Annotated in this window: 1 protein-coding gene; it reads left to right on the top strand. The window is 66.0% G+C overall.

All coding sequences use genetic code 11. The features are described 5' to 3' along the window. The first annotated feature begins 39 nt into the window (after positions 1-39). On the top strand, positions 40-17424 hold the full coding sequence (locus ACQR1I_RS32845) for a beta strand repeat-containing protein (protein WP_434870573.1): 17385 nt from the start codon (positions 40-42) through the stop codon (positions 17422-17424). Positions 17425-17510 lie beyond the last annotated feature (86 nt).

Raw genomic sequence — 17510 nt, 5'->3', positions numbered from 1 at the left:
GTCACGGTGCTGAACGCCGACGGCAGCAAGGCCGAGACGGTGACCGACCGCAACGCGGACGGCAGCCTGCGCGACCAGACGGTGACGACGGTCAGCGCCGACCGGCGGACCACGACGACGCAGATCGACGCGCAGGGCGACGGTCACCTCGACGAAGTGAAGAGCCGGGTGGTCAACGCCGACGGCAGCGTGACCTCGACGGTGATCGACTATGCCGCCAATGGCGCGGTGCTGGGCCGGACGGTCAAGACCACGAGCGCCGACGGGCTGTCGGTGACGACGCAGAAGGACACGACCGGGACGGGCGTGTTCGACCAGGTGCGGACCGACGTGGTGGTGCTCAATGCCGACGGCAGCAGCACCGAGACGATCACCGACCGCAGCGCCAATGGCGCGCTGATCGACCGCACCGTCGTGACCACCAGCGCGAACGGGCTCAGCAAGACAACCCAGCAGGATTCTTTTGGCGCCGGAAGTTTCAACTTTAGCGAGAGTGATGTTATTGTTCGCAACTCTGACGGCAGTCAGGTTGAAACCATTTCGGATCGCAACGCGGATGGCTCGCTGAAGGCGAGGACGGTGACGACCGTCAGTGCCGACCATCGCACGACGATTGTCAGCACCGATTCGCAGGGCGACGGCGTCTACGATAGAGTGCAGCGCCGCGTCGTCAATGCCGATGGCAGCGTGACCACGACGGTGAGCGATTATGCCGCCAATGGCGTGCTTCTCGATCGCGCCGTAACCACAACGAGTGCGAATGGGCTGTCGGTCACGACGCAACTCGATACGACGGGCACAATCGACGCGAGCGGCAACGCCGTGTTCGACCAGAAGCGCACCGACGTCGCGGTTCTCAACGCCGACGGCAGCCGGACCGAGACGGTCAGCGACCTCAATGCCGATGGATCGCTGAGGGACCGCACCGTCGTCAGCAGCAGCAGCAACGGCCTCAGCCGGACGACGACCTACGACCTGAACGGCGATGGCGCCGATGACCTCAGGCGGACCGACGTCACGGTCCTGAATGGGGACGGCAGCCGCACCGAGACGGTCAGCGAGTTCAATGGCAACGCGACGCTGCGCGATCGCACGGTCGTCACCACCAGCGGCAATGGTCTTGCCGTTACGACGCAGCGCGACAGCATTGGCGCGGGCGTGTTCGACCTCACCGAGACCGACGTCACGGTGCTGAACGCGGACGGCAGCAAGGACGAGACCGTAACCGACCGCAATGCCGATGGCAGCCTGAGGGCGCGGTCGGTGACGACGGTCAGCTCGGACCGCCTGACCACGACGACCCAGATCGACGCCCAGGGCGACGGTCATGTCGACGAGGTGCAGAGCCGGGTCGTCAATGCCGATGGCAGCGTGACGGTCACGGTCGCCGACTATAACAGCGACGGCACGTTGAAGTTCAAGTCCGTCACGATCACCAGTGCCGACGGCCTGACGGTGACGAGCCGGCAGGATCTCACCGGCTCGGGTACGTTCGACGTGACGCGGACCGTCGTCGTCGTGCTGAACGCAGACGGTAGCCGCACCCAGACCATCACCGATACGGCCGCCGACGGGACGCTGCTCGACCGCAGTGTCGTGACGACCAGCGCGAATGGTCTGAGCAAGACGACGCAGCAGGACCGCTTTGGCGCCGGGCATTTCGACCTGAGCGAGAGCGACGCCATCGTTCTCAACGCTGACGGAAGCCGAATCGAGACCATCACCGACCGCAACGCCGACGGCTCGCTCAAGGCGAAGACGGTGACGACGGTCAGCGCGGACCAGCGCACCACGTCGATCAGCGTCGATTCGCAAGGTGATGGCGTCAACGACCGCGTGCAGCGCCGGGTCGTCAACAGCGACGGCAGCGTCACCACGACCGTGTCCGACTATGCCGCCAATGGCGTGCTGCTGGATCGCGCCGTGACCAACACGAGTGCCAATGGCTTGGCGGTCACGACCCAACTCGATACGACCGGTGCGGTGGACGCCAGCGGCAATGCCGTATTCGATCAGACGCGCACCGATGTCACGACGCTTGGCGCCGATGGGAGCAAGACCGAAACCGTCCGCGATTTCAGCCGCGACGGGACGCTGCGCGACCGCGCCGTCACGACCGTCAGCGCCAACGGCCTCAGCCGGACTACGACCTACGATCTGAATGGCGACGGCGCTGATGACCTCAGGCGGACCGACGTCACCGTCCTGAATGCCGATGGCAGCCGCACCGAGACGGTCAGCGAGTTCAATGCCAATGCCGGCCTGCGCGACCGGACGGTCACGACCACGAGCGCGAGCGGGCTCAGCACGACAACGAGCTGGGATTCTAATGGCGACAACGTGTTCGAGCGCACGCGCGCCGACGTCACCACGCTCAACGCCGACGGCAGCACGACCGAGACGGTCACCGATTCCGCCGCCAGCGGCGCGCTGATCGACAGGACCGTGACGACGACGAGCGTCGGCGGTCGCGATGTGACCGCGACGCGGGACTTCGATGGCGATGGCAAAGTCGACCAGACGCTGTCGAAGACCGTCGACGCCGCGGGCCAGACCATCACCACCGTCTCCGATTTTGGCGCCAATGGCGCGCTGAAGGATCGCATCACCACCACGACCAGCGCCAACGGCCTATCGGTCACCACCCGGCGCGATGTCGACGGCAACGGCACGGTCGACCAGACCACGACCGACGTCACCGTGCTGCGTGCCGATGGCAGCCGGGTCGAGACCATCCAGACTCACAATTCGGACGGCACGCTGCGCGACCAGACCGTGGTGACGACCAGCGCCGACGGCCTGACCAGGACGACGCAATACGACGCCACCGGCAGCAATGTCTTCAACCTCTCGCAGGTGGAGCAGACCGTCCTCAATGCCGACGGCAGCACCGTCAAGACGCTCTCTCACTATCTCGCCTATGGAAAGCTGCGCGACCGCACCGTCGTCACCGTCAGTGCCGACGGGCGCACGCAGACGTCCCAGATCGATCTCAACGGCGACGGCGTCGTCGATCAGATCGTCACCGTCGTTACCAATGCCGATGGCAGCACGGTCCGTACGGCTTCCGATCTGAATGCCAGCGGTTTCGTCAAGGACCGGGTCATCACCCGGCGCAGCGCCGACGGCCTCTCGGTAACGACGCAATGGCTGTCGCTGGGAATCCCGACCGGCTCGCGCACCGACGTGACCGTGCTGAATGCCAATGGCAGCCGCACCGAAACCGTCAGCACCTTCGATGCCGACGGGGTTCTGCAGGACCGGACGGTCACCACCACCAGCGCCAATGGCCTCGCCACCAGCTCCACCTTCGATCTCAATGGCGACAACGTCACCGATGCCAGCCGGACGGACGTCACGGTCCTCAATGCGGATGGCAGCCGCACCGAGACCGTCAGCGACTTCAAGGCCGACGGCGGGCTGAAATCCCGCACCGTCACCACCACCAGTGCCGACGGCCGCAGCGTCACGCAGCAGTTCGATCCGACCGCCGGCGGCACGCCGCAGCGGCGCACCGACGTCACCGTTCTCAATGCCGACGGAAGCACGACGGAGACGATCACCACGACGACCGCGACCGGCAGCCCCCAGTCGACGTCGGTGGTGACGACCAGCGCCGACGGCCGGACGGTGACCATCGCCCGCGACGTCAATGGCGACAGCACGTTCGACGAGAAGCAGACGGTCGTCACCATCACCAACGCCGATGGCAGCACCGAGAAGACGGTCACCGACTTCAAGACCGACGGGACGACGATCAAGGACAGGACGGTCACCAAGGTCAGCGGCGACGGCCATACCACGGTGGTCACGCGCGACCGCGACGGCGACGGCAACGTCGACCAGAGGGTCACGACGGTCAAGCGGGTCGACGGCAGCACCGTGTCGCTGGTCGATGACTACGAGGCTGGCGTCCTGCACGACAGCGCCCGGACCACGACGAGCTTCGACGGGCTGCGCTCGGTCACGCGCTGGGATCTGGATGGCAACGGGACGTTCGATCGCACCCGCTCCGACATCACCGTCGTCAATGCCGACCGCAGCCGGACCGAGACCATCGTCGACATCAACAGCGACGGTACGTTGCGGCAGAAGGGCGTTCTGACCACCAGCGCCGACGGCCGCACCAAGACCCTGCTCGAGGACAAGACCGGTAAGAACTTCACCGACTATTCGGAAGTCACGACCACCAACGCCGACGGCAGCACCGTCACGATCACCAAGCATCTGAAGGCCGACGGTACGCCGACCGACAAGTCGGTCACGAGCGTCAGCGCCGACGGCCTGGTCAAGACCGTCAAGACGTCGTCGTCGGGCACCGACGTTTATGACTACGTCGAGACCACGATCAAGAACGCCGACGGGTCGACGACGGCGACCGGATCGCATCGGAATGCCGACGGATCGCCGAGGGACCGGGTCGTCACGACGGTCAGTGCCGACGGGCTGACCCGGACGGTCCTGACCGACAGCACCAATTCAAACTTCTACGACAGCGTTCTGACCGAGACCACCAAGATTGACGGCAGCGTGGTCTCGACGCTGCAGACCTACAAGACCGACGCCGCCCACTCGCTCAAGCAGACCGCGACGACCTACACCAGCGCGAATGGCGCCTCGCAATATACCGACATCGTCCAGGGCACCAACACCGAGACCGCCGTCATCGGCAACGGCAACACGGTGAAACTGGCGGACGGCAACAAGAACATCTACGTCGACGGCACCAACGACAAGATCACGGTCAACGGCGCCTTCATCACCGTCGCCAGCGGCGCATCGGTCACCATCATCGGCAACGACGACGTCGTCGTGTACGGCTCCGGCGCGACCGTTAACTTCGTCGGCATGAACGACAAGCTGGTTGCGGCCGGCGGACAGATCGCTTCGCCGACCAGCAACACGCTGGGCGCGGCGTTCGGCTCGTCGCTGGGCGCGGCGCTGGCCGGCGGCAATCAGTTCGCGACCATCGCAATCAATACCGTGGTCGGCACGATTACCTCGGATCTTGTCAAGTCGCTCTATCTGGGTCTCAAGACCGATTTTGTCGATCTGGGCCAATCGTTCACCGACGGATTCAAAGGCTTTGGGCTCGATCTGGCCGGTTCCGCGGCCGGTGCGGCGAGTTCGCTCTTGATCGCCGAAATCGGCACGTCTCTCGGCCTGCACGGTTATGGCGCCCAGCTTTTCAATTCCGCCGTCGGCGGATTTGTCGGCAGCGTCGTCAATCAGATCGTGCACAACGCTGGAGCGGCCGGCTGGGCCACGGCCATCAGCAACTTGAACTTCGCCAACGCCCTCGGGAGTGCGGTCGGCGCTGTTGGCGGGACGATCGGCTCGATCCTTGCCAACACCATTCTGCCGGCGCAGACCCAGATCGGTGCGATTGGCGGCCAACTGCTCGGCTCGATCGGCAGCATTGTCGGCAGCCTGATCGCCACGTCGATCGGAACCTCCGCCGGCTTTCTCATGGGCCTGGCGATGACCTTCATCCTGCCGGGCATCGGAGCCTTCCTGGGCACTTTGCTGGGCACGTTCCTCGGCGACCTGTTAGGCGACAATCCGCACCCCGGTGCCATGACGTTCGTCGAGGTGGGCTCCACCAGCTTCAGCAGGGGCAGCTGGTTCGTCTCCAATTCCGACGGCGGCGATCAGTCGATCTCCAACCAGATGGCCGATGCGCTGACCGGCACCCTCAACGCCTATCTCAGCGTGGTCAATGGACTTGCGATCGATCACGGCCAGCGCAGCATGGTCGGCTACCAGACCGATTCGCCTGATATTCCCTACGTCGCCGCCACGTGGAATGGCGGCGGCTGGGACTATAATTACTTCACCAAGGCCGACGCGGCCATCACCTACGCATCCAGCAAGATCCTGCACAACACCGAGGTGATCGGCGGCGACCTTCTGGTGAAGCGCGCGCACCAGCATTCGCAATATTCGAGCGTCACCCAGTTGGTCGGCGATCTGCAGATTGCAGCGGACTACGAGCGCTACCTCAACAATCGCGAGGTGATCAACGCGCTGATCGAGCTCAACCCGACCTCGGCCTTTGCCGAAGGCTGGGCTGCCACGTTCCTCCGGGCCATGGAGCTCGGCCTGAACGAATATGGCGTCAGCGACTTCCTCGGCGGCCTGCCGGGCTTCCTCGATTCGGTCAGGAAGGCCGGATTGAACTTCGATGCGTCGGGCCTGTCGGTGAAGCGCAACAGCGATGGCAGCGTCACGATCTCGATCCGGGTGGCGAACGGCGTCGACATCCCCGGCGCCGTGATGGGCTTCGGTGATCAGACCACCGAAGTCGACGATGCCAACGGCAAGACCATCCAGTTCGTGTTCGATGACGGACTGGTGGCCGGCGGCTTCGGCGGCGCGGCGTCGGCCAGCATGGTGTCCGGCGTCTGGCGGGTCACGGCGTCGCCCGGCAACATGGTGTGGTTCGGCCGCGATGACGTCGCGAATTCTTTCAACGGAGCCGGCGCCGCCGGCAATGAAATCCTGGTCGGCGGCGCGGCCGGCAGCGTGATCGTCGCCGGCAACGGCTGGAACTACATCCAGGGCGGCGCCGGCAATGATGTGCTCTATGGCGGCAGCGGCGTCGACATCCTGGTCGCCGGCGCCGGCAACGACAAGCTGTTCGGCGGAGCCGGCGATGACACCCTGGCCGGCGGCACGGGGGTCGATACGCTGGTCGGCGGGACCGGCAACGACACCTACATCGTCAACGATGCGAGCAACATCATCATCGAGGACCCGGGGGCGGGAACAGATTCTGTCGTCACCTCGCTCGCCACTTTCGTCCTTGGAGGCAATCTCGAAAACCTCACCGGCACCGCCGAGACCCCGCAGATCCTCGTCGGCAACAGCCTCAACAACATCATCAAGGGAGGGCCGGGCTACGACACGCTGATCGGCGGCGGCGGCAATGATACGCTCATTGCCGGCTCGGACGGCGCCATCGCGGTTTATGCGAATGCACCGGGGAAGGTGGTCGTCAATCTCGCCACCGGGACGGCGCAGAACGGTTATGGCGGGACCGACACGCTGGTCGGCCTCCACAGCGTGATCGGCACCGCCTTTGCCGATACGCTGACCGGCGACAGCGCGACCGATACGCTGGACGGCAATGGCGGCGGCGACACGCTGATCGCGGGGGCCGGCAGCAACACTTATGTGTTCGGCCGCGGCTACGGTTTCGAGACCATCATCGATCACGTCGACCAGGTCTCGAACGTGTCGAGCACCTCGGTGGTGCAGGCGACCACGACCTACACGTATACCGTTACGGTTTACGGCACCACCGGCAAGGGAGGTGTCGTCAGCGGAGAGGAGACCAGAACAACCAGCTCGCTCTATATGGCAACGGTCACCAATGTGTCGACCGTGACGACGCATGTCGCGGGCGGCGCGGACACGCTCTCGTTCAAGACCGGCATCGCCGTGGCGGACGTGCTCGGCCAGGCGGCCGGCAGCGATCTGGTGATTGCGCTTGCCAGCGCGCCCAATCCGGCGGCGACGTTCAGCCAGCTGACCGACAAGATGACCATGGTCAACTGGTTCGACCCGTTGGACCAGGTCCAGACCTTCAGCTTCGCCGACGGGACCAGTATCCGTGTCGCGGGCATGGCATTCCAGAGCGGCGGCGCCGGCAACAACACGCTGGTGGAAACGGCGGCGGCGAATTGGCTGAATGCCGGTGCCGGCGGCGGCACCCTGATCGGCGGCAGCGGCAGCGACGTGCTGATCGGCGGCGCCGGGACGACCACGCTGGTCGGCGCCAGCGGCAATGACCGTCTGTATGGCGGCAAGGGCCAGACCGTTGCGGACTATCGCGCAGCGCCAGGCCAGGCCATCGTCAACCTCGCGACGGGAACGGCGGAGGACGGCTACGGCGGCACCGACACACTGACCGACATCCACGCCGTGATGGTCGGCAGCAATGCCGCCATCATCGGCGGATCCGGCACCGACACGCTGATCGCTGCCGGCAGCCATGATCTTCTGATCGGAGGCACGGGGACGACGACCCTCGTCTCCAATGCTGGCGCCCACACGCTGCAGGCCGGGACCGGCCTCGCGGTCGCCAGCTATGCTGGAGACGACGTCATCGTCGATCTCGCCAAGGGCAGGGCGCAGATTGACGGTTCCAGCGCTTTCGACACGCTGATCGGTATCGTCGATGTGGTCGCATCCGGAACGGCAGACGTCCTGATCGGCGGCAGCGGCCAGAGCACGCTGAGCTCGACCGGAAGCCACAACACGCTGATCGGGGGCAGCGGTGCGACGACGCTCATCAGCAACGCCAATGGCAATACGCTGGAAGCAGGCGCCGGAGCCGCCGTCGCGGCCTATGTCGGAACAGGTGTCACCGTCGACCTGTCGAGCGGATCGGCCCACGTCGGCGGATCGAGCGTATACGATGCGCTGATAGGCATCGATGATGTCGTGGTGACCGGGAATCAGGCGACGCTGATCGGCGGTGCCGGCGTCGAGACGCTGTCTGCGGTTGGTCGTAACGACACGTTGATCGGCGGCACCGGCACGACCACACTGATCAGCAACGCGGGTGGCAATACGCTTCTGGCTGGCTCCGGGGACGCAATTGCCAGCTATGGCGGCAGCCACGTTCTGGTCGATCTGACGGCGGGGCATGCGCGTGCGAATGCATCGTCCGACAATGATACGCTGATCGGAATCTCGCATGCTCAGATTTCGGGCCTCAACGATACGCTTGTCGGGTCGAGCAACGTGTTGCTCGAGGCGACCGGAGGCACCGGCAACGTTTTGATCGCCACCGGCAGCGGCAGCGTGCTGAAGTCGGAGGCGGGGACGAACACGCTGATCTCGTCGGGATCGAACGACACGCTGATCGGCGAAGGCGGAACTGCGACACTCGTCGGCAATGCGTCAGGCAACACGCTGGCGGCAAGCGGTGGCGCGGCGGTCGCGCAGTATGGCGCCGCGAACCTGACGGTGAATCTGGCGACCGGACGGGCGCAGGTGAACGGATCGGCCAGCTACGACACGCTGATCGGGGTCACGAGCGCGGTGGCGGCGGGCAGCAACGAGACGCTGCTGGGCGGCACCGGGACCACGACGCTGATCGCGGCAGGCACGAACGACACGCTGGTCGGCGGCACCGGCGCAACGACGCTGGTGGGCAATGCGACCGGGAACACGCTCATGGCCGGCAGCGGCACGGCGGTCGCCAGCTACAGCGGCAGCAACCTGGTGGTGAACCTGTCGACCGGCCGGGTGCAGGCTGCGGGATCGAGCAGCTACGACACCCTGATCGGGATCAGCACACTGCTGCTGTCCGGCAGCAATGACACGCTGATCGGAGCCAGTGGCGAACTGCTCGAGATCATCTCCGGCAGCGGCAATACGCTGATCGCCAGTGGCAAAGGCAATGTCCTCAAGTCGGACAGCGGGATCAACACGCTGATCGGCAATGGCACCGGCAACACGCTGATCGGTGGAACGGCCGAGGCGGTGGCGCTGTATGCGGCCAGCAACATCACTGTGAATTTTGCGACGGGTACCGCCCAGCTGAACGGGGCGAGCGGCGCTGACACGCTGGTCGGGATCAGCCAGATCGTGCTGGCGGGCAGCAACGACACGCTGCTTGGCGGCGCCGGCAACGACACGCTCTCGGTCGCCGGCAGCAACAATGTGCTGGTGGGTGCCGGCGGCAACAACACGCTGATCGGGGCAGGCAGCGGTGCGACGGCTTCGTATGCGGCTGCTCCGGCGAAGGTGGTGGCGAACCTCGCCATCGGGACCTCGCAGAACGGCTATGGCGGCATTGATACGCTGATCGGCATCCACAATGTGACCGGCTCGGCCTATGCCGATACGCTGACCGGCGACAGCGCGACCGATACGCTCGACGGCAATGGCGGCGGCGACACGCTGATCGCGGGGCGGGGCGATACGACCTTCGTGTTCGGGCGCGGTTACGGCTTCGAGACCATCTTCGACGACATCGAGGAGGTATCGACGGTCACGACGACCTCGATGGTGTATACAACCTCCCAGTCGTTGCGCGTGACCACGACCTACCAGGTCACGACCGTCTATGGTTCGACCGCCAAGGGCGGCAACGCCGGCTCCTACGACGTGACGTCGAGTTCGATCTTCCTGTACAAAACGGCCTATGTCACATCGAGCGCGGTCGGCGTGACGTCGACGGTGACGTCGCATCGGGCGGGGGGGGCGGACACGCTGTCGTTCAAGGCCGGCATCAAGGTGGCGGACGTGCTCGGCCAGGCGTCAGGCGCCAATCTCGTGGTCGCGCTGGACAACACGGCGACCCCGGCGGCGACGTTCAGCCAACTGGCAGACAAGATGACCATGGTCAACTGGTTCGATCCGCTCGACCAGATCCAGACCTTCAGCTTCGCCGACGGCACCACGATCAACGTCGCCGGCATGGCGTTCCAGAGCGGGACAACGGGCAGCAACACGCTGGTCGGCGCGGCAGCGGCCAACTGGCTCCATGCCGGAGCCGGCGGCGGCACCTTGATCGGCGGCAGCGGCAACGACGTCCTGATCGGCGGCGCCGGAACGACGACGCTGATTGCGGCCGGCGGCAACAACCGGCTCTATGGCAGCAATCTCGGCGGCACCGCGATCGTGGACTATGCGCTGGCAAGCGGCGCGGCGGTGGTGAACCTCGCCACCGGGACGGCGCAGAACGGCTATGGCGGCACGGACACGCTGACCGACATCCACGTGGCGATGGTCGGCAGCAATGCGACGCTGACCGGCGGCGCCGGTGTCGACACGCTGATCGCGGTCGGCAGCAACGATACGCTGATCGGCGGGTCCGGGACCACCACGCTGCTGGCGTCCGGCAACAACAACAAATTGATCGGGATCGACAACGCGCGCGTCGAGGTCGCCTCCGGCACCGGCAACACCTTGATCGCGACCGGCGTCCACGACGTGCTGCGATCGGCCAGCGGTGCCAACACGCTGATCGCCCAAGGCAGCGGCGACACCCTGCTCGCGGGCAGCGGCGCGGACGTTCTCATCGGACTGGGGACCGGCAACACGCTGATCGGCGGCACCGGAACGACGACGCTGATCGCCAACGCGGTTGGCGATGTCCTCCAGATCGGCGCCGGCCAGACGACCTTGATCAGTGCCCTCGACAACGTCGCGATGAACCTCGCGGCCGGGACGGTGCGTGTCAACGGATCGAGCGTTGCCGATACGGTCGTCGGCACCGCACGTGCGGCCGTGACCGGCAACAACGCGACGCTGATCGGTCAGGCCGGCGCCGACACGCTTTCTGCGCAGGGCAACACCGACACGCTGGACGGCAATGGCGGCGGCGATACGCTGATCGCGGGACGTGGCAACACGACCTTCGTGTTCGGCCGCGGCTACGGCTTCGAGACACTGTTCGACCACACCGAGCAGGTCTCGACCGTGACGACGACGTCGACGGTGTACACGACCAGCACGTCGGTCGCCGCGTCGATGACGTACTACAACTACACCTATATTGTGTACGGTTCGACGGCCAAGGGCGGCAGCACGTCCAGCTACGCCATCGGCACGACGTCGTCGGTGTACTACGTGACCTCCACCAGCGTGACGGCGACGCCGACGACCTCGACCACGACGGTGACGACGCATCTGGCCGGCGGCGCCGACACGCTGTCGTTCAAGTCTGGCATCAAGGTGGCGGACGTGCTGGGCCAGGCGTCGGGCACCAATCTGGTGGTCGGGCTCGCCAATGCGGCAAGCCCGACGGCGACGTTCAGCCAGCTGAACGACAAGATGACGATGATGAACTGGTTCGATCCGCTGGATCAGATCCAGACCTTCAGCTTCGCCGACGGCACCACGATCAGCGTCGCCGGCATGGCATTCCAGAGCGGGACGACGGGCAGCAACACGCTGGTCGGCACGGCGGCAGCGAACTGGCTCAATGCCGGCGCTGGCGGCGGCACACTGATCGGCAGCACCGGCAACGACGTGTTGATTGGCGGTGCGGGAACGACGACGCTGATTGCGGCCGGCGGCAACAACCGGCTGTACGGCAGCAGTCTGGGCGGCGTCGCGGTCGCCGACTATGCGCTGGCGAGTGGCGTGGCGAAGATCAATCTTGCCACCGGAACGGCGCAGAACGGCTACGGCGGCACCGACACGCTGACCGACATCCACGTCGTGATGGTCGGCAGCAATGCGACTCTCGTCGGCGGCAGCGGCAGCGATACGCTGATCGCCACCGGCAACAGCGACACGCTGATCGGCGGCTCGGGCGCGGCGCGGCTGCTCGCCAATGGCAGCAGCAGCACGCTGCTGGCCGCGAGCAACAATGCGTGGCTGGAGGCGACCGGCGGGGCGGGCAACGTCCTCACGGCGAGCGGCAGCGGCAGCGTGCTGAAGTCGGATGCCGGCACCAATACGCTGATCGCGACCGGCAGCAGCGACACGCTGCTGGGCGGCACCGGCAGCGACGTCCTGATCGGGCTCGGCGTCAACGACACGCTGATCGGTGGCACCGGCAAGGCGACCCTGGTCGGTGGCGGCGCCGGCAGCACGCTGATGGCGGGCGACGGGGGGGCGATCGCGCAGTACAATGCGGCGAACGTGACCGTGAACCTGGCGACCGGGCGGGCACAGGTCAACGGCGCGGCGAGCTACGACACTCTGGTGGGGATCACCAGCGCGGTGGCCTCGGGCAGCAACGAGACGCTGCTCGGCGGCACCGGCACGACGACGCTGATCGCGGCGGGCACGAACGACACGCTGATCGGCGGTGCGGGCGCAACGACGCTGGTGGGCAATGCCGGCGGCAACACGCTGATGGCCGGCAGCGGCACGGCGGTCGCGAGCTACAGCGGCAGCAATCTGGTGGTGAACCTGTCGACCGGCCGGGTGCAGGCGGCAGGATCGAGCAGCTACGACACGCTGCTCGGGATCAGCACGCTGCTGCTGTCCGGCAGCAACGATACGCTGATCGGGGCGAGCGGCGAACTGCTCGAGGTGGTGTCGGGCAGCGGCAATACCCTGATCGCCAGCGGCAGCGGCAACGTGCTGAAGTCCGACAGCGGGATCAACACGCTGGTCGGCACCGGCACCGGAAGCACGCTGATCGGCGGAACGGCCCAGGCGGTGGCGCTGTATGCGGCCAGCAATGTGACGGTCAATCTTGCAGCGGGTACGGCGCAGCTGAACGGATCCAGCGGCTATGACACGCTGGTCGGGATCAGCCAGGTGGTGCTTGCGGGTAACAACGATACGCTGATCGGCGGTGCCGGCAACGACATCCTGTCGGCCACCGGCAGCAACGCCGTCCTGGTCGGCGCAGGCGGCAACAACACGCTGATCGCAGCTGGCAGCGGTGCGACGGCCTCGTACGCGGCTGCGCCGGCGAAGGTGGTGGCGAACCTCGCCACCGGAACCGCACAGAACGGCTATGGCGGCACCGACACGCTGGTCGGCATCCACAACGTCATCGGCTCGGCCTATGCCGATACGCTGACCGGCGACAGCGCGACCGACACGCTGGACGGCAATGGCGGTGGTGACACGCTGATCGCCGGGCGGGGCAACACGACCTTCGTGTTCGGCCGCGGCTACGGCTTCGAGACGCTGTTCGACCACATCGAGCAGGTCTCGACGGTGACGACGACGTCGACGGTGTACACGACCAGCACGTCGGTTGCCGCGTCGATGACGTACTACAACTACACCTATATTGTGTACGGTTCGACGGCTAAGGGCGGCAGCACGTCCAGCTACGCCATAGGCACGACGTCGTCGGTGTACTACGTGACCTCCACCAGCGTGACGGCGACGCCGACGAGCTCGACCACGACGGTGACGACGCATCTGGCCGGCGGCGCCGACACGCTGTCGTTCAAGTCGGGCATCAAGGTGGCGGACGTTCTGGGCCAGGCGTCGGGCACCAATCTGGTGATCGCGCTCGCGAATGCCGCGACCCCGGCAGCGACGTTCAGCCAGCTGACCGACAAGATGACGATGATGAACTGGTTCGATCCGCTGGATCAGATCCAGACCTTCAGCTTCGCGGACGGCACCACCATCAGCGTGGCCGGCATGGCGTTCCAGAGCGGCACGACGGGCAGCAACACGCTGGTGGGCACGGCGGCAGCGAACTGGCTCAATGCCGGCGCTGGCGGCGGCACCCTGATCGGCAGCACCGGCAACGACGTGCTGATTGGCGGCGCGGGAACGACGACCCTGATCGCGGCGGGCGGCAACAACCGGCTGTACGGCAGCAGTCTGGGTGGTGTCGCGATCGCCGACTATGCGCTGGCAAGCGGTGTGGCGGTGGTGAACCTTGCCACCGGAACGGCGCAGAACGGCTATGGCGGAACCGACGCGCTCACCGACATCCACGTGGCGATGGTCGGCAGCAATGCGACGCTGATTGGCGGCAGCGGCAGTGATACGCTGATCGCTGTAGGCAACAGCGACACGCTGATCGGCGGCACCGGCACGACGCAGCTGTTCGCCAATGGCAGCAGCAGCAAGCTGCTGGCCGCGAGCAACAATGCGTGGCTGGAGGCGACCGGCGGGGCGGGCAACGTCCTGACGGCGAGCGGCAGCGGCAGCGTGCTGAAGTCGGATGCCGGCACCAACACGCTGATCGCAACCGGCAGCAGCGACACGCTGCTGGGCGGCACCGGCAGCGACGTTCTGATCGGGCTCGGCGCCAACGATACTCTGGTCGCCGGTTCCACCCGCACGAGCAAGACGACGCTGATCAGCAGCGGCGCAGGCAATACCTTGATGGGCGCCGCCCTCGCTTTCGCGCAATATGGCGCGTCGAATGTGACGGTGGACCTCGCGAACGGCCGCGCGCAGATGAATGGCTCGGCGAGCTACGATACGCTGATCGGGATCATGAAAGCGGTGGCCTCGGGCAGCAACGAGACGCTGCTCGGCGGCGCCGGCAACATGACGCTGATCGCGGCGGGCACGAACGACACGCTGCTCGGCGGCACGGGCACGACGACGCTGATCGGAAACGCCGGCGGCAACAATCTCGTCGCCGGCAGCGGTACGGCGGTCGCGAGCTACGACGCCAGCAATCTGGTGATGAACCTGTCGACCGGCCGAGCGCAGTTGGCGGGATCGAGCAGCTACGACACGCTGATTGGGATCAACTGGGGAATAGTGAACGGCAGCAACGACACGCTGATCGCATCGAGCGGTCAAGTGCTGAACGTGTATGGCAACGGCAATACGCTGCTCGCAACCGGTAGCGGCAACGTGCTGCGATCGTATAGCGGCGTCAACACGCTGGTCGGTAGCGGCATCGGCAATACCCTGATCGCTCAGACGACCGAGGCGGTGGCGCTGTATGCCGGCAACAACTTTGCGGTGAACCTCGCAGCCGGCACGGCAAAGCTGAGCGGATCGAGTAGCTATGACACCCTGACCGGCATTAGCCAGCTGCAGGTGGCCGGCAGCAACGACACGCTGATCGGCTCGAGCAGCATGATGCTGGAGGTCACCTCCGGCAACGGCAATACCCTCACGGTGAGCGGCAGCGGCAATGTGCTGAAGTCCGACAGCGGCGCCAACACCCTGATCGCGACCAGCAGCGGAAACACGCTCGTTGCCAGCAACGGGACCGCGGTCATCTATGCCGCCGCCGGCAACACGCTGATCGGCAGCGGTGGCGGCGTGACGGCCAACTTTGCGGCCTCGACCGCGGCGATCGCCGTCAATCTGACCACCGGCGCCGGAACCGGCGGCAGTGCGCAGGGCAGCGTGCTGAGCGGCATCTCGGTTCTGGTCGGCTCGGTCTACAACGACACCCTGACGGGTGGCGCGAGCCTGACGACGTTGATCGGAGGCGCCGGCAGCAACACGCTGATCGCGGGGGCTGGCGGAGCAACGGCCTCGTATACGGCGGCCACGGCGAAGGTCGTCGCAAACCTGGCGGCGGGAACGGCCTCGCAGAACGGCTTCGGCGGTTCCGATGTGCTGACCGGCATTCACAATCTGATCGGCTCGGCCTATGCCGACACGCTGACCGGCGACAGCACGACCGACACGCTGGACGGCTTTGGCGGCGGCGACACGCTGATCGCAGGAAAGGGCAACACGACGTTCGTGTTCGGCCGCGGCTACGGCTTCGAGACGCTGTTCGACCACATCGAGCAGGTCTCGACGGTGACGACCACCTCGACGGTGTACACGACCAAGACGACGGTAACGCCGTCGATGACGTACTACAATTACACCTATATTGTATACGGCACGACCGCCAAGGGGGGCGTCACGTCCAGCTACGCCGTAGGCCAGACGTCGTCGGTGTACTACGTGACCTCGACCAGCGTGACGGCGACCCCGACCACTTCGACCACGACGGTGACGACCCACGTCGCCGGCGGTGCCGACACGCTGACGTTCAAGTCCGGCATCAAGGTGGCGGACGTGCTGGGTCAGGCGTCGGGTACCAACCTGGTGATCGCGCTCGACAACACGGCGAGCCCGACGGCGACGTTCAGCCAGCTGACCGACAAGATGACGATGATGAACTGGTTCGATCCGCTGGATCAGATCCAGACCTTCAGCTTCGCGGACGGGACCACGATCAGCGTGGCCGGGATGGCGTTCCAGAGCGGGACGACGGGCAGCAACACGCTGCTCGGCACGGCGGCAGCGAACTGGCTGAATGCCGGCGCTGGCGGCGGCACCCTGATCGGCAGCACCGGCAACGACGTGCTGATTGGCGGCGCCGGAACCACGACCCTGATCGCGGCGGGCGGCAACAACCGGCTCTACGGCAGCAATCTCGGCGGCGTCGCGATCGCAGACTACGCACTGGGGACCGGGGTGGCGGTGGTGAACCTCGCCACCGGGACAGCGCAGAACGGCTATGGCGGGACCGACACGCTGACCGACATCCATGTGGTGATGGCGGGCAGCAACGCGACGCTGACCGCCGGCAGCGGGACCGACACCCTGATCGCCAGCGGCAGCAATGACACGCTGATCGCGGGCAGCGGGACCGATACGCTGATCGACAGCGGCTCGGGCGGCTTCTACAAGTTCGGCGCCAACGCGACCCGTGCCACGATCGTGAACGGGGGCGCCGCCAATGCCAGCGCCTCGAACGAGCTGGATTTCGGAGCCGGGATCGGCAACGCTCAGCTGTGGTTCCTGCAGTCCGGCAACAACCTGGTGATCGACGTGATGGGAACCACCAATCAGGTGACCATCGACGGCTGGTTCGCCTCCAACGGCAACAAGCTGCAGGAGATCACGGCCGGAGGGCTCAAGCTCGACAGCCAGGTCGCGCAGCTGGTGCAGGCGATGGCCACCTACTCGACGAATCATGCCGGCTTCGATCCGATGAGTACGGCCCAGCTGCCGGCCGACTCCACCTTGCAGGCGGCGCTGGCAGCCGCATGGCATAGCTGAGGATAGGGAGGTGGGCTTGCTGCGTCGGACCGCGGGTGTCAAGCAATGGGGGATCGTCGTGTCGTGAACGACCCGCCGCAGCGGGT

It is taken from the genome of Bradyrhizobium sp. HKCCYLS2038 (assembly GCF_051167655.1).
Classification (GTDB): Bacteria; Pseudomonadota; Alphaproteobacteria; order Rhizobiales; family Xanthobacteraceae; genus Bradyrhizobium.
Note: the sequence above shows the minus strand (reverse complement) of the source record. Positions and strands in the feature narration are given on the sequence as shown.